At 31.4% G+C, this 26,891-nt stretch carries 22 protein-coding genes; 7 read left to right on the forward strand and 15 right to left on the reverse strand.

Annotated elements, in window-relative coordinates; genetic code table 11:
* Positions 1-384 precede the first annotated feature (384 nt).
* The 3 genes from ACREVU_RS14105 to ACREVU_RS14115 are packed head-to-tail and all read right to left on the reverse strand — an operon-like array spanning position 385 to position 3,311.
* Positions 385-1,341, reverse strand: coding sequence for an acyl-CoA dehydratase activase (locus tag ACREVU_RS14105; RefSeq protein WP_431552243.1), 957 nt, complete (start codon positions 1,339-1,341; stop codon positions 385-387).
* On the reverse strand, positions 1,322-2,419 hold the full coding sequence (locus ACREVU_RS14110; RefSeq protein WP_431552244.1) for an acyl-CoA dehydratase activase-related protein: 1,098 nt from the start codon (positions 2,417-2,419) through the stop codon (positions 1,322-1,324). The genes ACREVU_RS14105 and ACREVU_RS14110 overlap by 20 nt, the downstream gene beginning before the upstream one ends.
* A complete protein-coding gene (locus ACREVU_RS14115; RefSeq protein WP_431552245.1) occupies positions 2,373-3,311 on the reverse strand; it encodes an acyl-CoA dehydratase activase-related protein in 939 nt (312 codons plus the stop codon). The genes ACREVU_RS14110 and ACREVU_RS14115 overlap by 47 nt, the downstream gene beginning before the upstream one ends.
* Before the next feature lie 321 nt (positions 3,312-3,632).
* Here ACREVU_RS14115 and ACREVU_RS14120 point away from each other — a divergent pair, with 321 nt between their 5' ends.
* The 4 genes from ACREVU_RS14120 (at position 3,633) to ACREVU_RS14135 (ending at position 11,557) form a co-directional block, all read left to right on the forward strand.
* Positions 3,633-4,076: a DUF4883 family protein gene (locus ACREVU_RS14120; protein WP_431552317.1), complete on the forward strand. Its 444-nt coding sequence runs from the start codon at positions 3,633-3,635 to the stop codon at positions 4,074-4,076.
* A gap of 215 nt (positions 4,077-4,291) precedes the next feature.
* Positions 4,292-9,142, forward strand: coding sequence for a cytidyltransferase (locus ACREVU_RS14125; RefSeq protein WP_431552246.1), 4,851 nt, complete (start codon positions 4,292-4,294; stop codon positions 9,140-9,142).
* Positions 9,143-9,186: 44 nt separating this feature from the next.
* The gene (locus ACREVU_RS14130) at positions 9,187-10,431 is read left to right on the forward strand and encodes a lactate/malate family dehydrogenase (RefSeq protein WP_431552247.1); all 1,245 of its coding nucleotides are present in this window, start codon (positions 9,187-9,189) and stop codon (positions 10,429-10,431) included.
* A 73-nt stretch (positions 10,432-10,504) separates the two neighbouring features.
* A complete protein-coding gene (locus ACREVU_RS14135) occupies positions 10,505-11,557 on the forward strand; it encodes a flavodoxin family protein (RefSeq protein WP_431552248.1) in 1,053 nt (350 codons plus the stop codon).
* A 63-nt stretch (positions 11,558-11,620) separates the two neighbouring features.
* Here the strand turns inward: ACREVU_RS14135 and folK are convergent, their stop codons facing one another.
* The 3 genes from folK to ACREVU_RS14150 all read right to left on the reverse strand — a co-directional run bounded on the left by folK (position 11,621) and on the right by ACREVU_RS14150 (position 13,947).
* Positions 11,621-12,439, reverse strand: a complete 819-nt coding sequence (gene folK, locus ACREVU_RS14140; protein WP_431552249.1) for a 2-amino-4-hydroxy-6-hydroxymethyldihydropteridine diphosphokinase — start codon at positions 12,437-12,439, stop codon at positions 11,621-11,623.
* A gap of 79 nt (positions 12,440-12,518) precedes the next feature.
* Positions 12,519-13,334 (reverse strand): dihydropteroate synthase, encoded by an 816-nt coding sequence (folP, locus tag ACREVU_RS14145; protein WP_431552250.1) that lies wholly within the window; start codon positions 13,332-13,334, stop codon positions 12,519-12,521.
* 106 nt (positions 13,335-13,440) lie between these two features.
* The gene (locus ACREVU_RS14150; RefSeq protein WP_431552251.1) at positions 13,441-13,947 is read right to left on the reverse strand and encodes an HD domain-containing protein; all 507 of its coding nucleotides are present in this window, start codon (positions 13,945-13,947) and stop codon (positions 13,441-13,443) included.
* 324 nt (positions 13,948-14,271) lie between these two features.
* Here ACREVU_RS14150 and ACREVU_RS14155 point away from each other — a divergent pair, with 324 nt between their 5' ends.
* Positions 14,272-15,117: a PHP domain-containing protein gene (locus tag ACREVU_RS14155; protein WP_431552252.1), complete on the forward strand. Its 846-nt coding sequence runs from the start codon at positions 14,272-14,274 to the stop codon at positions 15,115-15,117.
* Between the two features lie 240 nt (positions 15,118-15,357).
* Here ACREVU_RS14155 and ACREVU_RS14160 read toward each other — a convergent pair whose 3' ends face one another.
* From ACREVU_RS14160 to ACREVU_RS14170, 3 genes are all read right to left on the reverse strand, one after another.
* Positions 15,358-16,764 carry an aminopeptidase gene (locus ACREVU_RS14160; protein WP_431552253.1) on the reverse strand — a complete coding sequence of 469 codons (1,407 nt, stop codon included), beginning with the start codon at positions 16,762-16,764 and terminating at the stop codon, positions 15,358-15,360.
* Positions 16,765-17,028: 264 nt separating this feature from the next.
* A complete protein-coding gene (gene hprK, locus ACREVU_RS14165; protein ID WP_431552254.1) occupies positions 17,029-17,952 on the reverse strand; it encodes an HPr(Ser) kinase/phosphatase in 924 nt (307 codons plus the stop codon).
* A gap of 15 nt (positions 17,953-17,967) precedes the next feature.
* Positions 17,968-18,171, reverse strand: a complete 204-nt coding sequence (locus tag ACREVU_RS14170; RefSeq protein ID WP_431552255.1) for a DUF896 domain-containing protein — start codon at positions 18,169-18,171, stop codon at positions 17,968-17,970.
* Between the two features lie 344 nt (positions 18,172-18,515).
* Here ACREVU_RS14170 and ACREVU_RS14175 point away from each other — a divergent pair, with 344 nt between their 5' ends.
* The gene (locus tag ACREVU_RS14175; RefSeq protein WP_431552256.1) at positions 18,516-18,692 is read left to right on the forward strand and encodes a Spo0E family sporulation regulatory protein-aspartic acid phosphatase; all 177 of its coding nucleotides are present in this window, start codon (positions 18,516-18,518) and stop codon (positions 18,690-18,692) included.
* Positions 18,693-18,717: 25 nt separating this feature from the next.
* Here ACREVU_RS14175 and ACREVU_RS14180 read toward each other — a convergent pair whose 3' ends face one another.
* Together ACREVU_RS14180 and ACREVU_RS14185 are read right to left on the reverse strand one after the other, a co-directional pair.
* Positions 18,718-19,116, reverse strand: coding sequence for a hypothetical protein (locus ACREVU_RS14180; RefSeq protein ID WP_431552257.1), 399 nt, complete (start codon positions 19,114-19,116; stop codon positions 18,718-18,720).
* 250 nt (positions 19,117-19,366) lie between these two features.
* The gene (locus ACREVU_RS14185; protein ID WP_431552258.1) at positions 19,367-20,539 is read right to left on the reverse strand and encodes an FprA family A-type flavoprotein; all 1,173 of its coding nucleotides are present in this window, start codon (positions 20,537-20,539) and stop codon (positions 19,367-19,369) included.
* 312 nt (positions 20,540-20,851) lie between these two features.
* Here ACREVU_RS14185 and ACREVU_RS14190 point away from each other — a divergent pair, with 312 nt between their 5' ends.
* Positions 20,852-21,685: an SDR family oxidoreductase gene (locus ACREVU_RS14190; RefSeq protein ID WP_431552259.1), complete on the forward strand. Its 834-nt coding sequence runs from the start codon at positions 20,852-20,854 to the stop codon at positions 21,683-21,685.
* Between the two features lie 755 nt (positions 21,686-22,440).
* On the opposite strand, the gene def is transcribed toward ACREVU_RS14190, so the two are convergent.
* The 4 genes from def to ACREVU_RS14210 all read right to left on the reverse strand — a co-directional run bounded on the left by def (position 22,441) and on the right by ACREVU_RS14210 (position 26,891).
* On the reverse strand, positions 22,441-22,917 hold the full coding sequence (gene def / locus ACREVU_RS14195; protein ID WP_431552260.1) for a peptide deformylase: 477 nt from the start codon (positions 22,915-22,917) through the stop codon (positions 22,441-22,443).
* Between the two features lie 152 nt (positions 22,918-23,069).
* Positions 23,070-23,741, reverse strand: coding sequence for a V-type ATP synthase subunit D (locus ACREVU_RS14200; RefSeq protein WP_431552261.1), 672 nt, complete (start codon positions 23,739-23,741; stop codon positions 23,070-23,072).
* Between the two features lie 2 nt (positions 23,742-23,743).
* Entirely contained in the window at positions 23,744-25,126 is a 1,383-nt protein-coding gene (locus ACREVU_RS14205; RefSeq protein ID WP_431552262.1) for a V-type ATP synthase subunit B, read from the reverse strand.
* The gene (locus ACREVU_RS14210) at positions 25,119-26,891 is read right to left on the reverse strand and encodes a V-type ATP synthase subunit A (RefSeq protein ID WP_431552263.1); all 1,773 of its coding nucleotides are present in this window, start codon (positions 26,889-26,891) and stop codon (positions 25,119-25,121) included. The genes ACREVU_RS14205 and ACREVU_RS14210 overlap by 8 nt, the downstream gene beginning before the upstream one ends.

Below are 26,891 nucleotides of genomic sequence, written 5' to 3' on the forward strand. Positions count from 1 at the left end.
CATACTATTATTATGCCCTCGTATGAGAACATATATTCTATTTGCAAATTATAAAAATGTTTTTACTAGCATAAAAGAACCACTAACTCACGATTGAAATCACGAGTGTGCATGGTTCAGTTATCAATAAGACTTCCAGCACATGCTATTAATACTTCTAGTTTATTTCTAACTAACTCCATTTGTTCGTTCATAATTATCACCCTTTTCATAAAACCCACAAGCTTAATGATAATACATTTTTTGTATATTTGCAACATAAAATGTTAATTTTCACTATATCTAAACAAATAAAGGTGAATATTTTTTTATTGTTTTTTATATTTTTAAAAAATTTTATGGGAATAACTTTAATAAAAGGAATATTTATTATGGCTTAAAAAACTATATAACCATCTTATTGCTCCATTTGCCACACCTATCTCCAAAGCAACCTACAATTTTCTCTCCATCTTTTATTGCAATTACTTCGCAATTATTACCACAATCTTTACACTCAATACTTCTAGGTACAAAATTATTATTTGCCACTTCAAAACCTTTAAAATTAGTTTTTCCATTTTTCATAAATTCTTCCTTCCCAAGTATTGCAGCCCCTATAGCTCCCATTACATCATGGTGCTCTGGAACGTAGATTTCAGTGCCTAGTGCACTTTCAAAAGCTGCTTTTATCCCCTTATTTGCTGCAACCCCGCCTTGAAAAAATACTTTTGCTCGAATTTCTTTTCCTTTCCCTACATTACTAAGATAATTTCTTACCATAGCTTCACAAAGGCCACCTATTATATCTTCTTCCTTATATCCAAGCTGTTGCTTATGTATCATGTCAGACTCCGCAAAAACAGCACATCTTCCAGCTATTCTTACGGGCGATTTTGACCTTAAGGCATACTCCCCGAATTTTTCAATAGGTATCCCTAGTCTTTCTGCCTGCCTATCCAAAAATGATCCCGTACCCGCAGCGCATACCGTATTCATTGCAAAATCTGTAACTATTCCATTTTTAAGTAAGATTATCTTTGAATCTTGCCCTCCAATTTCTAATATTGTACACACATCTTTATCAAGTTGAAGCGCTGCTACTGCATGAGCTGTGATTTCATTTTTTACTATATCAGCACCTATTAAAAAAGAAGCTATCTGCCTTCCACTACCAGTAGTTCCTACTGAAATTATTTGTTGACTACCATATTGCTCACCTAAAATTTTAAGTCCAATTTGGATAGCCTTTATTGGTTTGCCTTTTGTTCTTAAATATAATTTTTCAATAACCTTTAAAGTATTATCTAATAGTACAATGTTAGTACTTACAGATCCTACATCAACTCCCATATAATACATTGTTTTTCTTCCTTTCTAGCATATCTACAAATGCTTCTATTCTAGTAATATATCCAGCCTCTCCAGTCATTTCATCTACTATTAAAGTCATTATGGGAAAATCTTTATCATTGGAAATAGCAGGTAAAATAGCTTTTGATACAATTTCTGGCATACATCCCATTGGGAAAATTTGAATTGCCCCATCAAAATTATCTTTTTGCGCAAGTAGCACCTCTCCTATACATTCTCTTCCGTGCCCACCAATATAATGCGGAAGATATTCTCTAGAAGCCATTCTTATTCCAATGGAATTAAGCTTAAGTGGACTAAGTATAGCATCTTTAATCCACCAACTAGGAGTAAGCATCCTTTTAGTTGATACACCGTAATCCATAAGCTTATCTTCTATGTAAAAATTAGAAAAAGGTTCAATTATGGTATATATTTCACCTATAATTGCAATTTTTACTGGAGACTTATGTTTATTAATAGGAACTTCTTTAATCTTTTGCTTGTATTCTTTTAGACTATCCAACATTTGTAATGGTGTAATTGCCTTTGCAGCATTAAGCTTGCATTCTTTCAAAATTCTCTTGAATTGTCCTTTTTCAACTTCAAATCCTGTTAAATAATGTGCCTGCGCTTCAATTTTCTCTATTAGTTCAATTACATTATAAGATAGCTTTAGTGCTTTGATTTTTTGAATTTTGCCTTTTGTAGTATTATCAGAAATCTTAGATAGACGATTTAATAATTCTTTTTTGCCTATATCGAAAGGATTATCAACTACAATAAAAGTCAAATCGTGTCCTATTTTCTTTAGTGCATTAATTTGTAATTCACAGTACTCACCGAATCTACAAGGGCCACAACTTCCAGGAATAATTATAGTATCTGCCCCCATTTCTATGCTTTGTAAATAATTACCTATCATAATTTTATAAGGCAGACACATCTCTTCTGGAGAAAACTTTGAACCTAGTTCTAGTGTCTCATTACTACTAAATGGTGGAATTATACATTCTATTCCAAGTCCATTAAATAGTGCTTTAGCTGCAAGATGTGTGTTCCCTAAATGTGGAAATGTTATCTTCATTATTATTTTTCCTTTCGATCATATCAGTAAAAGCCTCAATCCTTGTATCTAAACCACCTTCACCAGTATGTTCATCAACTTTCAAAACGAGTAGAGGAAAATCCCCAATTTTTTCTTTAATAAGTTCTAAGACCACAGAGTCTATCCCGCAGGCAAAAGATGATATATATATTGCTCCATCGATTTCATTATTTTTTGCTATAGCAGTAGTAAATCCATAGGAATTTCTAGCAAAAGTCCAAAATGGTCTTTTAAAGAGATTACCTACTTCTAAGTTAATTTGATCTTCCTCCATATATTCTTCTGTTATAACCCCAACTCCCAGTTTGTTTAATTTTTTAACTACATTCATATTGATGAAAGTGTCATAAATATTATACGGATGACCAACTAGAGCAATATTTTTATTATAGCCTTCATCTTTAATACCAAATTTGAAGTTTCTCTGTTCTTCTAAAGCTTTGGTAAATGCGCCTTTTATCTTTCTCTTATCTTTAGTAATCATTTCCCCAAGTTTTTTACACCAATTATATAATTCATTCTCACTGGTAGCATATATGGGTTCTATCATTACCTTTGGCATATTGGGTATGCTATTTATTATCATTTCTGGAAGCCCACAAAATTTTGGACAAATAAATTCATGGCAGTGAACCCTCATAATTCTAGGTATTATTAATAAACCACATTTATCTTTTATGTCTATTACGTGTCCATGAAATATCTTTATAGGTAAACAGGCCTCGTCTACGCAGTATTTAACCCCTGCATTTATAATGTTTTTATTTGTATCTCTAGATGTAATTACTTCAACATCTAATTCAATTAAAAACCTCTCTATAAAAGGGTAGTATTTATAATACAACAAGCCTTTTGGAACACCAACTTTCATATTTCCTCCTTTTAATTCCATTCACTATAAAACAATTATTAATTATCTTGCTAGTCATGCTTCTATCTATAGGTACTTTCCTATTCTGAACTATTAAGCTAAAAAATATTCTTAAAGTAAAAAAAATCCTGATTAAATATCCAGATTTATCATCCTATTAATTTAGTCCAAATAACGTTTATCATTAAAAATATGTCAATATAACTACATTGTGTAATAAAATATTATTATTTAACATATTTTATTTACAAGGACTAAGGACTAAAAGGATGTGATTATTTGAATATTAATAGAAAGAAATATATTCTCATAGTAGGCTGTATGTTTTTTTGTTTAAGCCTCTTTGGCTGTAATTATAAATTGCATAAAAATGTTTTTACGAAAAGTAAGCCAAATAATTATTACTACACTAATTTATTAATGAAAGATTTATCTCTAGAAAAGCCAACAAGCCTTTATGCACTATACATGAATTTTTACAGAAAAAAAGATTTTTCTAAAGATGATATAGCCACCTTCACTAAATTTTTTAATTCATTAAATAAAGATAGCTTCATAGAAAAACCAGCTAATCTTCCAATTAAACCAATTTATAAGATATTTTTAACCTTTAGTGAAAATAAATATGTTATAAATATCTATAACCAAGATCTCATATCCATATATCCTTGGGACGGTGGCTACAACATGGATTACATTGACACAAGTAAAATGTACAAAGCCTATAATCTTTATGGCCTATGCAAATACCTTATACCTAAATAAGGTATTTGTTTTTTTCTAAAAAAATTACAGTATCCCCTATAAATAATCAAATTTAAAGTATATAATTTAAAATATAGATAAGATACATGGAAATAAATAACAATCTGTATAGTAGCCATAATTATCATGCACATAGGAACAAGGAGATATATCAAAACTCAATACACCACCGTTTGACATTGGCAAGAAGAAAAATACCCACTAGGAGGATATATATGCAGGTTTTAGATTTTAAAGAAGTTAATCAAAAAATATCTAAAAAATTATTAAGCCCTAAATTTTTAAAAAATCTTGGTATTCCAAAAATTACAATTGAAGATTTTTTATCCAGTTCCTGCTATTTAGAAAATTTAATAACTATGATAGAAAACATGGACTTCACATGTAACCGTACGCTTTTAATTTGTGAACATGTTATGAGCCAGTTATGTAAAGATATATTACCGGAAAAAACACTTCATTACTTATATAATTATGCATTAAACAAGTCCTTTCCAGAGGCTGTAACCCTACCACTTTATTCTACTCTGGATACAGCCTGTGAACTATATCTAACTGTTCTTCGAGTTGTATGCAATGTTCAAAAGGGCTCTGAGGATAACACCTGGCAAAGTAACTACGCCATGAATTTTTTGTCCCAAGAAGAAATAGAAAACTTAGAAAATAACGATGAATACATAAAATTCATTAAAGCTTTTAAAAAAGATTATATCTATGAAATGATGAAATTAAATGGTGAAGTGTTTAAATATAATACCCTAGATCACATTTGTGGAGTTCATTACCTTTCATTACATATCGCAAGGCAGCTCAAGCTGAAGGATGTTAAAATAGATTTGGGCAGAGTTTCAGGCGCTGCTGCTGGACATGATATTGGAAAATATGGTTGCATAGGTGAAGAACTTAAAAGAGTTCCTCATTTACATTATTATTATACAGATCAGTGGTTTAAAAAACATGGCATAAATTACATTAGAAATATTGCCATAAACCATTCTACCTGGGATTTAGAGCTTGAAAACCTTTCACTGGAATCATTAATATTAATTTATTCTGACTTTAGAGTTAAAAACCTTGAAACAAGCGCTGGCTCTACCATGAACATATTTTCCTTAGCTACCTCCTTTAAAGTTATACTCCATAAATTAGAGAATGTTGATGAAAAAAAAGAAAAAAGATACAGGAGAGTTTATGCTAAATTAAAAGATTTTGAAGATTATTTAATTAGTATTGGCATTAACACCTCCTCGGACGAAAAAGAAACTCCAGGAATTCAAGAGACACCAATTTATTCTTTGATGCAAGGAAATGATATAGTTCAAAATCTTAAATATCTTTCTATTAATCATAATATAAACTTAATGTATACCTTGCGTGATGAGTTTTCATTAGATGAAATACTAGAGCAAGCTAGAAGCGAAAAAAATTGGAAAAATTTAAGACAATATATAATGGTATTTGAGGAGTATTATACCTATTTAACTCAGAAACAAAAACTTCAGACTATTAAATTTCTCTACGATAATCTAACTCATTCTGAAGATGATATAAGACGTCTTTGTGCTCAGCTCATTGGATTGCTTTTAGCTATCTTTGACGAAGATTACAGCAAGGAAATTCCTAAAAATGTAAATATAGAAGGTCCCCTCGTATCTAGTTCAGATTTATTTGAGGATTATTTGAATGGGCTGCTCTACCCAAGTCACAAAATCATTCCAGACCATAGAACTTGGATGGGTTATAGCACTAAAATTATGGTTAACGCACTATTTAAAAATTGTAGAAAAAGTATGCTTATTCACTACAGAAACATTATTCTTAAATATTATGACATATCATGCTTTAGTAATACAGAAACTCAATTATTTTTATTAGAAACTGCAAAATATATTCCTATGGATCCATTTGAAGATAGTCTTAATATATTGTTTAATTATATTATTTCAATGACAATCAAACGGAGTAGCATTTTAAGACTCTCTGCCTTAGAAGTTATAAATGACCTATTAATTAAGCTACCAAAAGAGAATTATTTCAAAGATAGTTTATCAGTTCATTTTGCTAGTTGCTGTAATAAAAGTAAACTTCCTGCAGAAAATTTGCTTAGACTTAGAATTTTCACTCTACTTAATATGAAAACATATATTCCTGTTTTTCAAAGTTATTGTGAAAAAGATTATGTAAAGATACCTGATATCTTCTTAAGTAATTTAAAAACCGCAACTGATTGGATAAAAAAGAAAAACCAAATCGATTTATTGTTAAATTACACTATAAATAAAGCTCCCAGCACTAGTTTGCATACAGCCATTCACTTTTGTAATTTGCTTAAAGTAAGTGCTGTAGATAGTGTTAGAAATAGAGCCGGCATGGCCATACTTAAAATTATGCCTTATTTAACACTACCTGAGAGAAATGAAATTTCAGTGGAACTTCTTCGTGCACTAGAAATAGAAGGCCATAGATTTACTGAATATATTCCTCCCTATTTAGGTGAAATATTTCTTTGGCTACAACCTATGGAGTTAAATGAAATTATTGATGATTTGAAGGTTAAGATAAAGATAGCTAATGAGAATGTAAAGCCTCTTATTCTTAAGACCCTAGGTATTTTTCTAGCTAACTATCCAAAGTATAAAATTAGATTTATTGAAAAATCTGAAGACTATGATAGTCGCCTATTGAATATACTTGGCATACTGCTAAACGGACTTGGCGATTACAAAATAAAAGTCAAGCAGTCAGCCGTAAGTACCTTTGGAAAAGATGTTTTTGGCTCTAAGACTCTATCACTAGAAGAGAAAATTGTTATATTTAAATTAGCATCAAAAAAGATTCTTACTCTAATTACAGAGGATAATACAGAACAATTACTTTTTCTTACAAATTCTGCAGCACTTAATCACATATATAGATTCATATCAGACTATAATTTTTTTGTAGGCGAAATTGATATACCTATCCCTGAAAAAACAGCATTTTTTCCAGGCACCTTTGATCCTTTTTCACTTAGTCATAAAAATATCGCAAAATCTATTAGAAATATGGGTTTTGAAGTATATTTATCTGTGGATGAGTTTTCTTGGTCAAAGAAGACCCTTCCAAACTTACTACGTAAAAATTTGATAAGTATGTCAATAGCAGATGAATTAAATATTTTTATTTATCCGGAAAATTTTCCTACAAATATTTCTAACGAAAAAGATTTGAAACAATTAAAAGAAAACTTTAAGGAATCCCAAGTTTATTTCGCTTCTGGCAGCGATGTTATATTAAATGCTACTTGCTATAAAAAGCCTATAACTGAAAATTCTATACACAATTTCCCACATATAATTTTTGAACGTGGAAAAAACAAGCTATTAAACGAAGCTACTAAAAAAATTCTTGGAGAAATTAAATTTATAAATCTTCCTTCTACTTATGCTAGCATTAGTTCTAGTCAAATAAGACATTATATTGATGATAATCGTGATATTTCCAGTTTAATTGATCCGCTAGTTCAGCAGTATATCTATGAGAATGGTTTTTATCAAAGAGAACCTCTAGATAAATTATCACTGGGCTATCCGCATATAGATATTGAGTTTGCGGAGGAATTTACTGAAGTTTTCATAAAAAAGCTCTCTAATTCCTGTAATGAAAAAGGGCTAGTTTCCCAAATTTTAACTGATCTCTCAAAAAAAACTGCTCCAAAACTTGTAATAATTAAAGATATACAAACTCATGAAATACTCGGTTTTGCATCAATGCACTGGGTTCGTTCCAATATTTTATACAGTGAATTATATGATGATAAATTATCCAAATATGTTCGTGAAAATGCGTCTGGTAGAATTATCCTTATCGATTTAATGTATATAAACAATAAAGAAAAGAATAAACTACTTGAGCAAATACTTATTACGGAATCTTTAGCTTATGCCATATCTAAAGACTACGAATATGCAATTTTCAAACCAATTTTGCAAGAATTATATGCTCCTTCATTAATTGAGCTTCTATATTTACATGGTTTCACAAAGGTTGATACTACTGATCCTAGCTTAACGGTCCTTGTTGTAGATATGAATAATCCTTGTGTACTAAACCTAGATTTAGAAAATATTCTTAAAGAACCCTTCAGAAGCATCCCAAGAGTAAAGCAAGTTATTAGTAGTACACGAAAGAATTTGCAAGCAGCACTTTCCAATTTGTATCCTGGTGAATTAATATTATCCTTTGATAGTGATGTACTTCATCAACAAATGATAAAAAAGGTTTGCAATGAAAATAATGTTCCAATTAAAGTAAGTCACAATAAACAAAATGGGGATGCCATGTGCGTACCTTATGGGGATATCCTCGATGGATATATAGTTCCTAATACAGTTACAAAATCACTGCATACTGAGAAGTTCTTTAGCCCAGATATTAAGGAATTTCATATTGGTGAATTCCCCTATTACTTAAACCTTCAGCATCAAATTAAAATGATAAAGTCCTTTAATAGACCTGTAATACTAGTTGACAATATTCTTAATAAAGGTTATAGGATGAAAGCTTTAGATCCACTTTTAAAAAATGAATCCATCAATGTTAAAAAAATAATTGCTGGAATTCTATCTGGACGTGGAAAAGACCTTATGGATATGCAAAATCGGGATGTTGATAGTGTTTACTTTATACCTAAGCTTAAAATTTGGTTTAATGAGAATACACTATATCCCTTCATTGGTGGAGATGCGCTTTGGAGAGGTTTTTATCCTAACAGAAATTTGCTACCTTCCATTAATTTGATACTTCCTTATACTTATCCTGTTTTTATAAAAAATGCACCCGCAAAGGAAATATATGAATTATCAAAAGTGTGTATTGAAAATTCAATAGAACTTTTAAGAATTTTAGAATATGAATACCATATTTTATATACTCGTAATTTGACTTTGGCTTCTCTGGGTGAAGTGTTCACAATCCCTCGTTGCCCTGATATTGGACACGATATGCATTATGATTTAAATATATCTCCCTCCCACTATCTAGAAAACGATTTACAACAATTACGTAGATTAACCAATCTATTATAAAATATTAAATTATCCTGTAAATAATTATAAAGAGGTGTTTTAAAATGTTTTACTATATCTCCCATGAAAAACTATTAATATCTAATAAAAAGTATTCTAGTCTAGAAGTTATATCTGAAAGTAGTGCAGAAAAATATACGGGAATGATTTTTGCTCTTAATAAACTTGCCCCAGGACGTTCCCGAAGAAGTTTCTCTGTTTCACATGAAAACTTTCTATTTTTAAAAAAAGAAAACTTAGACCTGCTTGTTGAACCTACCTACTCTACTATCAACATACCACAGTGGTTAAAACAAGCTATTGATAGTAATAGAGTTACCTCTTTAAATACTGAGTATCCTAATTGGCAAGAAGTCTTAACCTATATTGAGCCTAATAAATGGAGAATAAACGTCATAGGACTTGGGGATGTTGGCGGTACTTTGCTTACAGGTTTAAAACTTTTAGGTGTTGAAAAAATTCAATGCTTAGGACTTTATGATAGAGATATTAATCGCAATAAGCGTTACAAATACGAACTTAGTCAAATCTTATCACCTGACATGAGTGAAAGTTCTATAAATATACTCTCTTTAAAAGAGGAGGATGTCTTTGACTGTGATATGTTTGTATTTTGCGTATCTGTGGGAGTGCCACCAGTTGGCAGTGAATCTACAGATGTTCGATTAGTACAGTTTAAAGGCAATGCTAAAATAATTGAACACTATGCTTGTCTTGCTAGGCAGAAAAACTTTAAAGGCATATTTGCTGTAGTATCAGATCCAGTGGATTTGCTTTGCAAAGCAGCCTTTATTGAAAGTAATAAAGATAATGACGGTAATATGGACTTTAAAGGCCTTGCCCCAGAACAAATTAGAGGCTATGGACTAGGTGTTATGAATGCTAGAGCCTGTTATTATGCATTGCAGGAAGATGCCACAAAACATTATATACATGAAGGTAGAGCTTTTGGACCACATGGAGAAGGCCTTATTATAGCAGACAGCATTGAAAATTATAATGAATTGCTTTCAGATGCTTTAACTCATAGCACTGTCACCGCTAACCTAGAAGTTAGGTCAACAGGATTTAAACCCTATATTGCTCCAGCTCTTTCTTCTGGCAGCTTGTCAATACTTGCCACTATTAATTCTAAGTGGCATTATAGTGCTACATTTATTGGTGGTACTTTTATGGGCTCTAGAAATAGACTTCTTCCTTCTGGCTTGGAGCTTGAAACAACCCAGCTAAATGAAACACTACTCCGCAAGCTAAATTCAACCTATAAACTTCTTAGTGAATTTATCTAATCTAATAAATTATTTGATTATTAAATTAATTGATTTATTTAACTATTTAAGAAGAACATGAAAAAGGGGTTTTATGATGGATATATTTGTAATTGCACCAAGTAAAAATATCTCTACCATGCTTTCAGATATGATAGAAAAGGTTACTCATTACATAAATTATACCTTAGTAGAAGATTGCAATAATATTCCTAATCTTCAAAACAAAAAAATATTCTTTGCATCTGAAAGCACAGATATAAATTGTGATATTGCAATGCTCCAATTCTTTTCAAAGCTATATGAAAAAGGTAATAAATGCCTTTTAGGTTCTACTGCTGCTGTGCTTGTTCATAGTAGTACGGAACATGGTACTAAACGTACCAGTCAAGACATTATATATCTTGCAAATAATTTAGGTTGCTCATTCATAGGTCATAGTGTAGTAGAAGCTACTTCTTCACTTAGAAATTTTCTCACCAGGCAAAAGAATTTAAATTTACCATTAGAAGAAATTTGTTTAATCATGTGCACTAGGTTAAAGAACCGATTATTAGAATATAACCCAGTTACTATAAATAATCCTAAAATATTAGTGCTTTACTCAAGTCCACATAAAACTTCTAATACTTTGGATTTATGGCATATGGCCTCAAAATGCCTCTCACTTTGTGATATTAAAGAACTCCAGATAGAAAATGGAGATGTTTTAGACTGTAAAGGTTGCTCTTATAAATTATGTACTCATTACGGCACTCAAAACAAATGTTTTTATGGAGGAGTCATGGTAGATGATGTCCTTCCCTCAATTGAGAAATCTGATGCAATAATATGGCTATGTCCTAACTATAATGATGCAATAGCTTCAAATTTGACTGCTGTAATAAATAGACTTACAGTACTATATCGGAAAATAGTTTTTTACGATAAGAATATCTTTGCAGTGGTAGTATCAGGTAGTTCTGGAAGTGATTCTATTAGCAAACAATTAATTGGAGCCTTAAATGTAAATAAAGGTTTTAGATTGCCACCATATTTTTCTTTAATGGCTATTGCTAATGATCCTGGTGAAATTTTTAATGTTCCACGAATTCATGAGCTAGCTAAAGATTTTGCAGATAATATAAAAAAAGAAATAAAAGCATAATACACTTTTATTTCCTTTAGGTATCTTTGAAAATTAACGTAGCAAAGTCAATAAGCATACTTACTAGTTATTTTTTAAAGATGCCTTGATTTGAATTATAGGTTTGTTTAGTATTGGATGCATAGCATATGGAGCTATATCGCATAGTGGCTCCAAAACAAACATTCGCTCCTGCATTCTTGGATGAGGTATAATTATTTCTTCTAGTGAACTTATAATATCGTCATATAATAGCACATCCAAATCTACAGTTCTAGGCCCCCATCTTATGACTCTCTCACGATTAAATTCCTTCTCTATAGATAAAAGGAATCTTACAAGTTCTAATGGGCTTAAAAGTGTTTTTACTTCAATAGCACAATTTAAAAAGTCATCTTGATCCAAATATCCTACTGGCCTGGTTTCATAAAATTTAGAGGTTTTTGATATTTTGGTATGCTGTGACTTATTTATATGTTCTAGTGCTCCTTTTATATTCTTCTCCTTATCACCCATATTACCACCTATACCAATATAGCTGGTATGCCACCTCCTATCAATCTCTACTGCCGCATATTTAAGTGGTTTTCCAATAGGTGCCCAAGGTTTTTTGATTTTAACTTTTACTCTATCAACTAAATCATATTTTAAAAGTATAAACTCAGCTATTTTTTCTGTAGCCTTTTCTATTAAATCATAGCTTTCTTTCACAAACTCTTCCTCCACCAGTTGGCAAAGTTCACCATAATGAACCGTTTTAGATATATCATCAGTAACACCTGCTTGTCTTAAACTTAGGAAAAGTTCCAATGAAATTAAAAATCGCTGTCCTAAGGTTTTCTCCTCTTTAAAAACACCATGGTGAGCAAAAACTTCTAAATCTTTTATATAAATTTTGTCCATAATATTGTCTCCTCGCTATATTCTTTTATAAATATGAATATTTTTATAACCTCTGAAATATTAAAGTATTGTGGCTTATCTATTTTTTAAAAGTCCTACATATAGCATCCGTCATAGCGCAAACTCTTTTATTTTCAAGTACATCATGTACCCTTATAAATTCGCAACCCTTCATTATCCCTATAGCCGTAGTTGCCAATGTACCCTCAAGCCTTTCTCCTACAGGTAAATCCATTGCAAATCCTATCATAGATTTTCTTGATGTTCCCAGAAGCAATGGATATCCTAATTCATTTAGCTTTTCTAGATTATTCATTGTTTCTAAATTATCCTCGTAACTTTTTGCAAAACCAATACCTGGATCTAATATTATATTTTCACTTTTAACTCCTGCTTTTAATGCAATTTGGATGCTTTCTTCTAAATCCACTAACATATCTTGAATTAAATTATTATATTTTCTATTATCTCTATTGTGCATTAAGCAACAAGGCACATTGTACTTAGCAGCAACTTTAGCAATGTATGCGTCCTTCTTAAACCCCCATACATCATTAATCATAGCTGCTCCCGCCTTAACTGCAAGTTCTGCAACCACACCTTTATATGTATCCACAGAAATAGGAACATCTATTTCCCTACAAAGCGCTTCTATAATAGGAACTACCCTTCTGATTTCTTCCTCTTCACTTACAGGCTCATGACCTGGTCTTGTAGATTCCCCACCAATATCGATAATATCAACTCCATCAGCAACCATTTTTTTTGCCTGCACTATGGCTGCTTCCATCTCATTAAATCTTCCTCCATCAGAAAAGGAATCAGGGGTAACATTTAATATTCCCATTATGTATGTTCTTTTACCTATTTCAAAATCACTATTTCCTATTTTCATAAGATTCCTCCAATAATAATCAATAAATATTTTTTCTAAAGCATTAAAATTTATCGAATCTAGATTTTATCCGCTCTAAATTTTCAAATAAATTCCTGGCAAACTTCTAGTACGTTATCTTGAAATTTTTCTTCTCCACTGGCCATTTGCAATTATCAGCAGCCTTGCAGTTAGCACAATTTCTTGAAAGCTTGTCGCACACATATAATATACGGCTTAAACTATTTGGTTTTTTAGTATCGCTTCTATGGTTACCTATAGCCTCTAGAATCTTATTTGTTTCCTCTGTATTATAACTACACTGTTGCAGTATGTTTTTAGCTATAATTATGCTAGAAGTGTCGTGTGGTGTACCATTCTCATACTCTTTTGCGCGACCTATATCATGCAAAAGTGCAGTTGCATAAATTACATGTTTGGGTAAATCTAAAGTATTTTCTAAACTCATTATATACATAATACGAGCCACATCTAAAAAATGCTGCATATTATGCTTACAAAATTCTCTTGATTTTTCTAAGCTTTCTATATTATTTATGTTATTCTGAAAAATATGATTTTCTATAATAAGATTGATTTTATCATTCATTAAATTATTATCTATGATTTCCACCCCTTTGGAGTAGTATTTAGGCTGAAACACACCTTACTATCTCCTATTATATCAAATAATTCGCAGAAAATCCTGCTACTTAAAATAAGGTCACTTTACAATGATTTCTCCTCAATTATTTCTTTATAATAATAATTTAATTATAAAAAGCAACTATAATTTTTATAAAGTAACAAATAATAATTATTATTTATCAAAAACCCCTTTTAATGTTCATCATTATTAGTTAAAATGGTATAGAGTTAATAAAAATATATAATTTATCATAATTATTTTATTTATTTTAATGTGATTTACGGTAAACTTTAGATTCGAGGTGATTATATGTACAATAAAGGAGACTTCCATCTTCATACAAATGCATCTGATGGAAAATTAAGTCCTAAGGAATTAATTTATACGGCTTCTTCAAGAGGTTTAGATATTATTGCAATAACAGATCATGACACTACTTTAAATGTTGAAGAAGGAATTAGGGAAGGTGAACGAGAAAATATAAGGGTAGTACCGGGTATAGAACTCTCCACTATTCACAATAAAGAAAGCATTCATGTTCTAGGTTATTTTAAAGATGATAAATATAAAAATGGAGATTTTCAAAATTTCTTAAAAGACATGGAAATCTATAGAAAGACAAGAGCTGAGAAAATAGTGGAAAATCTAGATACTTTTTTTGATATAAAATTAGATTACGAGAAAATTTTAGAAGATGCTAAAGGAGTAATAGCTAGGCCTCATATAGCTAAAGCCATAATGAATGCTGGTTATAGGTATGATTGGAAATATATATTTGATAATTTACTTTCCAATGATAGCCCTGCATATGTACAAACCAAGAAAATTTCAACAGCTGATGGTATAGAAATGTTAAAAAAGGTTAATGCATTAGTGGTACTTGCACACCCTGTGCTAATTAAACATTCTTCTATAGATGAAATGTTACACTTTGATTTTGATGGTATTGAAGCAGTATATCCAATAAACACAAAAAAACAAAAGGCTTTTCTAAAAGCAAAAGCTAAAGAATATAGTAAATTTGTTACGGCAGGTTCAGATTTTCATGGAATTACAACCTCTGATACCAGTCATGGTTCTATTGGTTCGGTATTCCTAAGTCATAATGAACTAGCTATTTTTGTAAAAGCATTAGATTCAAAAGAGGGATGTTAACCACATCCCTCTTTTTATTTTGTGCCCTATATACTTTGCGCCTTTAAGACGCAAAAGAAAGTATATATTACGTAAACTGCATTCGAACAAGCGTTAGTAATTCTTAGATGATTTTATGGAAGATACGTTAAGAAAAGTACATGTTTGAGCGTCAGCGAGTTTGTACTTTTTAGTATCTTTCATAAAATCAGCTTAGAATTACTCAGCGCAGTGAGTGCAGTTGTAGTAATATATACTTTCTTAGATTTCTATTAAGAATGCCTCATAAGCTCTACAAGCTTCATATATATCTGCTTTACTTGCTACTTCCCATGGTGCATGCATGTTATGAAGTGCAACTCCTGAATCAATAACTTGCATACCATACTCAGCTAATATATAAGCAATAGTACCACCGCCGCCTTGATCCACTTTTCCAAGCTCTGATGTTTGCCATGAAATTTTATGTTTTTCCATTATCCCTCTAAGCTCTGCAATAAATTCTGGGTTTGCATCGTTACATCCGCCTTTTCCGCGAGCTCCAGTATACTTATTTAAAACTATACCTTTTCCGAAATATGCAGAATTACGTTTTTCCATAACAAGTGGGAAATTCGGATCAAAAGCAGCACTAACATCAGAAGATAGCATTTTTGAATTAGCTAATGCTCTTCTTACTTTTAGATCACTATATTCTCCCATTAAATTAACAACTTCAGCAACAGTGTTTTCAAAGAATTTTGATTGCATTCCCGTTGCTCCAATACTTCCAACTTCTTCTTTATCCACAAGTAAAACAATACAAGTTTTATCAGTTTCTTTTATGTTCATCAAAGCTTCATAAGAAGTGTAAGCACAAACTCTATCATCATGTCCATAAGCCATAATCATACTGCTATCTAATCCATAGTTTCTAGCTCTCCCTGCTGGTACTACTTCAAGTTCAGATGATACAAAATCCTCTTCATCTATACCATATTTATCATTTAAAAGTCTTAATATATTTAACTTGACTCTGTTTTTAGCATCCTTGTCCTCTACTGGTATACTTCCCATAAACACATTTAAATCTTCGCCTTCAATACCTTTATCTAAAGTCTTTTTCATTTGGTCTGCAGATAAATGAATTAAAAGATCTGATATTCCAACTACTGGTTCTTTTTCATCTTCTCCTATTACTATATTTACTATTGTGCCATCTTTCTTAACCACAACACCATGGATAGCTAAAGGAATAGTAACCCATTGGTATTTCTTAATTCCACCATAGTAATGTGTTTTAACTAATGCTAAATCAGAATCCTCATATAATGGATTTTGTTTTAAATCTAGTCTTGGTGAGTCAACATGAGCACCTAAAATTTTAAAACCCTTTTCGATAGGCTCTGTTCCAATTAAAAACAATGCTAAAGTTTTTCCCATACAGTTTGAATAAACTTTATCACCAGCTTTTAATTTAGCACCATCCTTTATATAAGTATCAATGTTTTTGTAACCATTTTTTTCAGCTAGAGTAACAAATTCAGTTATACACTCTCTTTCAGTTTTACATTTTGACATGAAATCTATGTAATTATCCGATAGTGCAAATACTTTTTCTAAATCATTTTTGGTATATTTGTCCCAAGCTAATTCATATTTTTTTTCTAAATCTTTGACATCAGACATGTTTAATTACCTCCTACTATAATATTCTACTATTCTACTATTCTACTATTCTACTATTCTACTATTCTACTATTCTACCATTCTACTAAATATTCTGTTAAATTACAAACGCCAAAACTGTCTTATAAATCTATTTTTCATGTCATTGGGCTTAATTTCACTAAAACTTTCAAATTTCACACAAAATACATTATCTTTATAGTGATCGTTATATATTTGTGCAGTTTTATTATTTTAAAATTGCACATTTACAACAAATTTTTTTTATTTAATTTCACGATCTGCAGTTACTTCGGCTATTCTCATATTTATTGTTTCAACAGGTGTTATTTTAGAATTTAAACTATATCTATAATTAGCTGCAGCTGCTTCAATAATAACTGCTATATTTCTGCCCGGCCTAATTGGTAGTGTTATTTTCCTTAAAGGCACATTTAGAATATCCATAAATTCATTATCTATGCCAAGCCTATCATATTCTTCATTTTCATTCCACAAAGTAAGCGAAATCAATATACTTATAGTCTTAGTATTTAAAACGGAACTCATACCATAAATTGCTGGAATATCTATTATTCCCATACCTCTTACTTCAAGCATGCCACTGGTTATGTATGGACAGCTTCCAAGAAGCATACCATCGATTTCTTTAATATCCACTGCATCATCTGCAATAAGTCTATGACCCCTTTTTATTAACTCTAAAGCACATTCACTCTTACCTATTCCACTTTCACCACTGAGTAATATACCTATACCATAAACATCTACTAAAACACCATGAAGCCTAGTTTCCGGAGCTAGCTTAGTATCTAAAAAATTGGTAAGCTTACTAATAAATCTTGTAGAAATTAATTTTGTTCGAAGCACCCATTGTCCATTTTCCATTGCCGCCTTCAGAATTTCCTTATGAGGCTCCAAATGCCTAGTAAAAATAACACAAAGCGGATCCAATTTAAAATATTTGTTAATTCTTTTCTTCCTAAGTTCTATTTCCATACAATCTAGAAAGCCCCACTCTGCCATTCCTATTAATTGAACTCTCTTATTATCAAAATACTGATAAAAGCCTGCGATTTGAAGCCCTGGCCTATTAATATCACTAACATTAATTATCCTACCCTTGTCTCCTTCTACTAAAACCTCTAAATTGAAATGTTCTATTAATTCCTCTATAGTAACAGCCATTTAAACTCCTCATTTCTAATGATTTATTAATTTATTGTTTTTATCTTTAGGGTCTACTTTCACAATTGTATCTAATTGCGATTTAAAATTTCTTTTAACATTATCAATATACTTTTTCCTTAATTCTTGTTGTTCTATTTTCTCTTCCTCTGTTAGTCCTTCTGCTTTGCTTTTATTATAAAGATAATTTATCCTATTAGTTAATTCATCTATACTCATAATATCACTCCTATTCCATTGTTGTTTATTCTACCTTTTTTATTATACCAAATTTTTATGCATAAATAGTAGAAATCAAACATATTTCAGTTTATATAAAATAGTACAAGCAAATTAAGACTTTTTTCGTCGTTTACATATTATTACAAATAGCTTTGTCAAACACATACATGTACTTTCATGGTATATTTTACCATAATATTTTTGTGGTTTTTCCGTAACTATAGTCTAATTTGTAGTTTTCTATATTTATATGGCTACTAAAAAATTTAACATTCCTTCAACAATTTGGTATACTATATTTGTTCCACAAACACAAATTTGATGATAAGAGGTATAACAATATGAATCTTAAATTGAAACTTTTAAAAAGAGAATTAGAATCATTAAGAACCATTTTACATTTTTTATTGAATTTTAAAAAGCCAACTGATAAACTAGTTGTATCTTGCAGTCAGCAATTAGACGAAGTTATAGTTAGATATCAGAAAGTTAAAGCCACTTGTAAAAAAGTGGCTTAACAGTCCACTCATTCCTGTAAAAGAATTATATATCTAATTCAAGTAATATGTCATCAATATCGATATTTGCATCTTCATCATAAAAAACTACTGCGAATTCATTAAATTCATATGCATCTTGTGATATATCACATCCAATAAATTCGTACTCTATACACATTTCTTCAGCACATTCCTCCATAATGTCTTCCACATTATCTGCTGCAATATCGCTTAAATAGGGTAAAAAATATTCTTCGTACCATTCTTCACTGTCTCCATTAAAATTGCCCTCTTCGTCGGCAAAACATGTAGCCGCTTCCATTTCTACTTCATCATAATAATATTTAAACTTCAGCGCTATGGTATCCTTTTTATATTGAATTTCAGATATATCACTTAAGTCATTTTTATTTAAAAAATTAATTATATATTGTTTATTCAAATAAATCCCCTCCATACATCATTGGTAAACTATACGTTACGATTTTAGGCTTACATAAATAATACTAGAAATTCATTGTTTTTTCTATTAAAAGTTTACAATAATATTAAATAATATATTTTCATTATATTATTTACATTTGGTATGTTTGTAATTCTCTATAAAAAAAAGGAAAATTCCACTACATAAGTGAGATTTTCTTTTTTTACTATTAAATCAACAAAAACCACAGTTCTATAATAAATCTCTATTATAAAAGTTGTAAATAATCTTCCACAAATTTATCAGCCTCTTCATATTCTTTAGTATCCGGAACAAATTTAAATTTAAATCCTTCTTCTACTACTTTAAATTTTAAAGACTTTAACCTTTGTGTAAGCATAGGAACCCCTTCTCCACTCCATCCATATGAACCGAAAGCTCCTGCTGCCTTACCTCTATTGGTTATTGCACATACAAGTGATAGAACGTCCCAAGCAGGCTTTACTGCATCTTGATTAATAGTAGGTGAACCTATCATAATACCACTAGCCTTTTCAATAAGCGCCACAATATCATCTAAATCCATAGATGTAATTTCATGAGCCTCTGCTTTTATGCCGTTTTTTTTGATTTTCTCAGCTAAATATTTTGCCATAGCTTCAGTATTACCATAAGCAGAAATATAAAATATCTGGATGTTTTTTTCTTTTATTTCTTCGACTTTAGCCCACTGTCTATAAAGATCTACATACATTTTAACATCATTTATATGTACAGGTCCATGACTTGGGGCTACCATATCAAGTTCTAAATCTTTAATTTTATCTAGTCCCATATTTACAAATTTCTTAAAAGGTCCCATTATAACATCAAAATAATATTTCATTTCGTCAAAATAGTCACCAGAGCAAGCATCCGTTATGCAATTAGCTGGTGAATAGTGACAACCCATTACATCACAAGTAAACAATATTTTTTCTTCCTTAGCATAAGTAAACATTGTATCTGGCCAATGTAAATTCGGAGCAGAGATAAACTGTAAGGTATTTTTACCTAAACAAAGTTCCCCCTTAGCCACCCTACTATTAAAGTCCTTATTCATAATTTCTTTTAAATAGTTTATAGCAGCATTTGAAGCAATCACTACAGCTTCTGGGTAAACTTCCAAAAGCTCACCTAAAGAACCACTATGGTCTAGTTCCGTATGCTGAACTATTATATAGTCAACTTTTTTCTCACCAATGACACCTTTTATTTTTCCTAGTGAATCTTCTAAAAAACCATTCTTAACAGAATCTATTATAGCAACTTTCTCATCATCTATTAAATACGAATTATATGTAGTTCCCTTCTTAGTCTCCATTATAATATCAAATACCCTAAGTTTAGAATCATTTACTCCAACCCAATAAATATTATCTTTTAACTTTGTTGTCTCCATTCTTAAATTCCTCCTTTTAGTTCTCTAGAAAGACAGTAATTATTAATTTATATCTTCCATACAAACCCACATGTTTTTACGCATATTATATATAGTACATTTTATCACATTTATCAAAGCTGTTCAACTGATACTAATTGTAAACCTAAGGGGACGGTTAACAACTTTCCTGAAATCCCCCCCTTATAAAAATTGTTTATTGCCATTATTACCCACCCTTCTATAAGACCGTTTTAAAAAAAGCATCTAATTCTTTAATATTAAAGATACTGTGTCATATACTTTAGTAGCATGAAATTTAAGGAGGTATTTATGAATATTTTAATAACTGGCGCAAAAGGTAATATTGGTACTTATCTTTGTAATGTCTTATCAAAATCACATACTATATATGGACTAGACAAAACCCAGCTTAACATAATGGATAAAATAGCTACTGAAAAAGTTCTCAACGAATTAAAGCCTGATGCAGTAATCCATACTGCAGCCATAACGAATAAATATATTTGTGAGTACAACGAAGCTTTAGCCTACGGTGTAAACACGGTAGGTACTTTAAATATTGCTAGCTGTTGTAATTCGCTTAATATACCCATATTATATCTATCTAGCACAGATGTATACGGCGATTTTAAATCTTCTCCCTACAGTGAAATTGATGAATGTACCCCAATTAACGCATATAGTAAGAGTAAACTCGGGGCTGAAGAATTAATCCAAACAATTTGCACAAAATATTTTATTCTTCGCAGCTCAAATATATTTGGTGGCAATGATTGCTTTGTAAGAAACCTAATAAAGGGAAAACATACAGCAATTTATCTATTTTCAAATCCTACCCTTTCTGTAACTTATATTGAAGATTTGGTTTACGTGCTTAAGCAGCTTTTGGCCACTAATAAATATGGTATATATAACTACACCAATGAGGGATGTTTATCAAAATCACAGCTAATAAATAGTATAATAGAATTTAGTAATCTCAATGTTCCGTTGGTAGTACAATCGGATAAACTTCTATCTAATATTATTAACGAACCTAAGTACACCTGCGTTGATAGCTCCCATATAAAATCCTCCCTGGGTATTGAAATTCCTTCTTGGGATAATAGACTAAAAGATTATATTAATATGCAGATGAAATAGGCTAAGCCATAATAGATTCGTCTATTATATGAATTAGAATGCTGAATTATCGTATATTCAAATTAACCAATATGCTTTAATTTTAAATATTACTTATTTTATCGCATTGACATTCAATCACTTTCAGATTAATATATAAGTATAGATATACCCAGCACGGGTATGGAGGTGTTTTATGTTAACTATAGACGATAAAGCAATAAGTGCTATAAAAAAATCAAATTCAGTTTTAATAATTAAGTCTGTAATAAATTCTTGCGGGTGAGGAGGCACACCTACAAGAAGTCTCTGGATTGAGACTCAAAAGAATTTTTCTCCTTCAGAACAATTTATTTTAATGGAACATGAGGGTGTAAAGGTGTATCTTCATAAAAGCCTTAACATAAATAAAGATATACATGTATATCTAAAGTTAAAAATCCCATTTTTCGGCTCCGTATACGGAGTTAAAGGTGTTAGATTATAACTTTCACTGTATCTCTAATAACTATTTATCTACTAGCTATTTATCTACTATGCCCTTAAGAATAGACTTAAAGATTATATTAATAAAAACCTGAGAATAGGCCAGTCTATTCTCAGGTTTTTTATTTTATGGGAAATGAAAAAAGCATCCCCCTATGATATTTAAAATCATGGGAATGCCTTTTTCAAAATATTATTTAAGAACTTATAAAAATCCATCACGTAAGATGATAAACAATTAATAATTTTTTACCCTCCCACATTAAATACAGCTGGTTTTATAGTATAATTTACTCTTCTTCGTCAGCCAGCTCGTACATTTCCTCAGCTCTGTCCATATACATTATTCCATCTAAATGATCAATTTCATGACAAAAAGCTCTTGCCAGTAGCCCTTCTGCTTTATAGTTTACTGGTTTTCCTTTATAATTAATTCCTTCTACTGTAACATTTGTAGGTCTAAATACTTCACCTTCATGTCCTAAATAACTTAAACAACCCTCAAAATCCTTTTCATTGCCAGATCGTGCTGTTATTTTAGGGTTTATAACTATTATTGGTTCTTCATCTTCTTCTCCTAAATCGATTAAAATAACTCTTTTTAAAGCACCTATTTGAGGAGCAGCAAGGCCTATACCAGTACCCTCATAGAGTGTGTCCATCATGTCGTCAATTAAATTTAATATTTTCCTATCTACTTTTTCAACCTTCGCACATACTGTTTTAAGACGCTCGTCACCATATTGTAAAATTTTTCTAACTGCCATAAACATTCTCCTTTAACTTATATTAATTGCTTTACCTCGCAATAAATTTAATTCCTTATATTATATATTCTATTCTAAATCACTGCATACATCAACAAATTTTTTTCAAAAAAAATTAAGGTGTTATAAAAAACACCTTAATCCTATTTTATTTATGTGCTAATTTTCTTTGCATCTGCTATTGCCTCCGCTTTCTCCATCATGCTTTTAACTTTCATAAGCCTAGTTAAAGCTCCTCTTTCATTTTCACCAAGCTTCATTTTTATATACTTAATGGTATCCTGAAGTTGAGGTATTATCATATACTCAAGAGCGTTAACTGTTCTTCTAGTTTTTTCGATTTCATCTGCCAAAAGTTGACAAGTTTTTTCTACTTCCGCTAGTTCTAAAAGTTTTGGTAGAATTAGATATAGCTTTTCTATAGCTCCATCAAGGTCTGCTGAAGTGCTCGCAAATCCATAAGGATATATGCTGCCAGGATCATTTTCTAATTTTCTTACAAATTTCATTATTGGAACATTAACACTCATAAGATTTTTTGTCTCTACTTCCACAGAAATACTTTCTTTTGGATAGGCAATAGCCTCCTCTAGAAATTCTGAAGACATCAAAGCGCTTGACATTAGAAAATCCTTATAAGCATTTTGTAATTCTTCCTCAACGCTCTTTCTGAGTTCATTATTATGTTTTATAAGATCAATAAACCTTCTCATAAGTTCATCTTGTTTGTCTTTTAATAATTTATGCCCACGAGTCGCTGTACCTAATCTTTTTTTAAGTTTAGTAAGCTCCATTCTAGTAGGATTGACATTTAGCCTAGCCATTTTTACTCACCCTCTTTTTTTGGTAAGTATTTTTCTACAAATTCATCTCTAATTCTCTTAAGTTCATTTCTTGGTAGAATAGATAGAAGCTCCCATCCTAAATTTATTGTTTCATCAATTGTTCTATTAGTTTCGAAACCTTGTGATACATAGCGCTTCTCAAACTCATCTGAAAATATTGCATATTTTTTATCTGCTTCAGATAAAGCTGACTCACCTAGTATAACAGCTAGCTCTTTTGCTTGCTTACCTTGAGCATATGCAGCAAATAATTGATTCATTGTATCAGCATGGTCTTCTCTTGTTTTACCTTTACCAATACCTTTATCTTTAAGTCTTGATAATGAAGGCAAAACATCTATTGGTGGCATAATTCCCTTTTTATAAAGCTCTCTACTTAAAATTATCTGTCCTTCAGTTATATATCCTGTTAAATCAGGAATTGGATGAGTTATATCATCCTCAGGCATGGTTAAAATAGGAATTTGTGTTATTGAACCTTCCTGTCCTTTAATCCTTCCTGCTCTTTCATATAGCATGGCAAGGTCAGTATAAAGATATCCTGGATATCCACGTCTACCTGGAACTTCTTTTCTTGCAGCTGAAACTTCACGTAGTGCTTCACAGTAATTTGTAATATCAGTCATAATTACAAGAACATGATATCCTTTTTCATAAGCAAGATATTCAGCTGTAGTTAACGCCATTCTAGGTGTAGCTATTCTCTCAATAGCTGGGTCATTTGCAAGATTCATAAATAACACAGTCCTATCAATGGCACCAGTTTTCGTAAAATCATCTACGAAGAATTGTGCTTCTTGAAAAGTTATACCTATGGCTGCAAATATAACAACAAATTTTGATTCTGAATTTAATACCTTCGCTTGTCTTGCTATTTGTGCTGCAAGCTGCGCATGTGGAAGACCTGAACCAGAAAACACTGGTAATTTTTGTCCTCTAACTAGTGTATTAAGTCCATCAATAGCCGAAATTCCTGTTTGAATAAATTCAGAAGGATAGTCCCTTGCTACAGGGTTTATTGCTTCTCCATTTATGTCTAATTTCTTATCAGGAATGATCTTAGGTCCACCATCTTTAGGTCTACCAAGTCCATCAAAGACTCTTCCCAGCATATCTTCAGAAACGCCAAGTTCAAGTGGTCTTCCAAGGAATTTAGCCTTACTACCTTTTAAGTTAATTCCTGCAGAACTCTCAAATAATTGAACCATTGCTTTATCTTCATTTATTTCAAGTACTTTTCCGCTACGTATTTCGCCAGTCTGTAGTTCTATTTCAACTAGTTCATCATAACGAACTCCTTCAACTTTTTCTACAACCATTAAAGGACCAACAACTTCTGTTATTGTTCTGTATTCTTTAAGCACTAACAACCCCTCCTTCCGTTATTAATTTTTCTACTTGATCAGATAGTTCTTTGTATATATCATCAATTTTTGACATTTCAGTTTCTGGAATATATTTTGCTCTTGCTATTTTATCCCTTACGGTCATTTCTAATATGTTCTTCAAATAAACGCCAGCACTCAGAGCTTTTTCAGCTTCATGATGGAATGTTATTACAAGCTTTAACATTTTATATTGTTTATCTAAAGATGCATATGTATCAACCTCATGGAAAGCATTTTGTTGCAGATAATCTTCTCTAATTGTCTTTGCAACTTCGAGTTTCAATCTATCTTTTTCAGATAGTGCATCTACTCCTACAAGCCTTACTATTTCATCAAGTTTTGATTCTTCTTGAAGTATTATCATAGCTTTAACTCTAAGCTCAGTCCAATCTTCTGCAACATTCTCATTCATCCAACCAGTTGTCTGATCTAAATAAAGTGAATAAGACTCTAGCCAGTTTATTGCTGGGAAATGTCTTTTATAAGCAAGTTGAGCATCCAGTCCCCAAAATACCTTAACTATTCTAAGTGTTGCTTGAGTAACCGGTTCAGATAAATCTCCACCTGGAGGTGAAACTGCACCAATAACTGTAATCGCACCTACCCTATCACCGTCTCCAACACATTTTATCTTTCCAGATCTTTCATAAAAATCAGCTACACGTGAACCTAGATATGCTGGATACCCTTCATCACCTGGCATCTCTTCAAGTCTACCTGACATTTCACGAAGTGCCTCTGCCCATCTAGACGTAGAATCTGCCATTAATGCTACAGAGAATCCCATATCTCTAAAGTACTCTGCAATAGTTATCCCAGTATATACAGAAGCTTCTCTAGCTGCAACTGGCATATTAGAGGTATTAGCGATTAGCACTGTTCTTTTCATAAGTGATTCGCCTGTTTTTGGATCTTTTAGTTCTGGGAACTCGTTCAAAACATCTGTCATTTCGTTTCCACGCTCACCACAGCCTATATAAACTATTATTTCAGCATCTGCCCATTTTGCTAATTGATGCTGAACTACTGTTTTACCACTTCCAAAAGGACCAGGTACACATGCAGTACCACCTTTAGTTACTGGGAAAAATGTATCTATTACTCTTTGACCTGTAACTAATGGCTCTACTGGGTTTAATTTTTCAGCATATGGTCTTCCACGCCTTACTGGCCATTTTTGCATTAATGTAATTTCTTTAATGCCATCTTTAGTTTCAATTTCTGCTATCATTTCCTCTACGGTGAATTCTCCTTCTTTTATAGAAGTTATAGTTCCGGAAATCCCCTTAGGTATCATTATCTTTTGAGTGATAACAGTAGTTTCCTTAACTGTACCTATTTCATAACCATATGAAACTTCATCTCCAACTTTTGCACTAGGAACAAATTCCCATTTTCGCGTCCTATCTAAAGGTGCAACATTCACGCCCTTTGTTAAGAAATTTCCAGCTATAGCTCTTATTGCTTCAAGGGGTCTTTGAATACCGTCAAACATTGATTCCATAAGCCCGGGTCCAAGTTCAACACTTAGTGGTTCCCCTGTAGTTTCTACTGGATCTCCTGGTCCAAGTCCTGATGTTTCCTCATATACTTGAATGGAGGCTCTATCTCCTCTCATTTCGATAATTTCGCCAACGAGGCCTTTTTCTCCAACCTTAACTACATCGTATATATTAGCTTCTTCCATTCCTTTAGCAACAACTAACGGACCTGAAACTTTTACAATTTCACCGATTTTCAA

The organism is Clostridium sp. (assembly GCF_050717535.1).
Taxonomy (GTDB): domain Bacteria; phylum Bacillota; class Clostridia; order Clostridiales; family Clostridiaceae; genus Clostridium_AD.

Excerpts from the sequence above, each read along its gene's own strand:
- ACREVU_RS14185 (WP_431552258.1), bottom strand. The coding sequence starts at position 20,539 with ATGGAGACAACAAAGTTAAAAGATAATATTTATTGGGTTGGAGTAAAT.
- ACREVU_RS14155 (WP_431552252.1), top strand. The coding sequence starts at position 14,272 with ATGTACAATAAAGGAGACTTCCATCTTCATACAAATGCATCTGATGGA.
- ACREVU_RS14120 (WP_431552317.1), top strand. The coding sequence starts at position 3,633 with ATGTTTTTTTGTTTAAGCCTCTTTGGCTGTAATTATAAATTGCATAAA.
- ACREVU_RS14160 (WP_431552253.1), bottom strand. The coding sequence starts at position 16,764 with ATGTCTGATGTCAAAGATTTAGAAAAAAAATATGAATTAGCTTGGGAC.
- ACREVU_RS14175 (WP_431552256.1), top strand. The coding sequence starts at position 18,516 with ATGAATCTTAAATTGAAACTTTTAAAAAGAGAATTAGAATCATTAAGA.
- def (WP_431552260.1), bottom strand. The coding sequence starts at position 22,917 with ATGGCAGTTAGAAAAATTTTACAATATGGTGACGAGCGTCTTAAAACA.
- folP (WP_431552250.1), bottom strand. The coding sequence starts at position 13,334 with ATGAAAATAGGAAATAGTGATTTTGAAATAGGTAAAAGAACATACATA.
- ACREVU_RS14110 (WP_431552244.1), bottom strand. The coding sequence starts at position 2,419 with ATGAAGATAACATTTCCACATTTAGGGAACACACATCTTGCAGCTAAA.
- ACREVU_RS14115 (WP_431552245.1), bottom strand. The coding sequence starts at position 3,311 with ATGAAAGTTGGTGTTCCAAAAGGCTTGTTGTATTATAAATACTACCCT.
- ACREVU_RS14170 (WP_431552255.1), bottom strand. The coding sequence starts at position 18,171 with ATGAGTATAGATGAATTAACTAATAGGATAAATTATCTTTATAATAAA.
- hprK (WP_431552254.1), bottom strand. The coding sequence starts at position 17,952 with ATGGCTGTTACTATAGAGGAATTAATAGAACATTTCAATTTAGAGGTT.
- ACREVU_RS14135 (WP_431552248.1), top strand. The coding sequence starts at position 10,505 with ATGATGGATATATTTGTAATTGCACCAAGTAAAAATATCTCTACCATG.
- folK (WP_431552249.1), bottom strand. The coding sequence starts at position 12,439 with ATGGACAAAATTTATATAAAAGATTTAGAAGTTTTTGCTCACCATGGT.
- ACREVU_RS14130 (WP_431552247.1), top strand. The coding sequence starts at position 9,187 with ATGTTTTACTATATCTCCCATGAAAAACTATTAATATCTAATAAAAAG.
- ACREVU_RS14190 (WP_431552259.1), top strand. The coding sequence starts at position 20,852 with ATGAATATTTTAATAACTGGCGCAAAAGGTAATATTGGTACTTATCTT.
- ACREVU_RS14105 (WP_431552243.1), bottom strand. The coding sequence starts at position 1,341 with ATGTATTATATGGGAGTTGATGTAGGATCTGTAAGTACTAACATTGTA.
- ACREVU_RS14125 (WP_431552246.1), top strand. The coding sequence starts at position 4,292 with ATGCAGGTTTTAGATTTTAAAGAAGTTAATCAAAAAATATCTAAAAAA.
- ACREVU_RS14200 (WP_431552261.1), bottom strand. The coding sequence starts at position 23,741 with ATGGCTAGGCTAAATGTCAATCCTACTAGAATGGAGCTTACTAAACTT.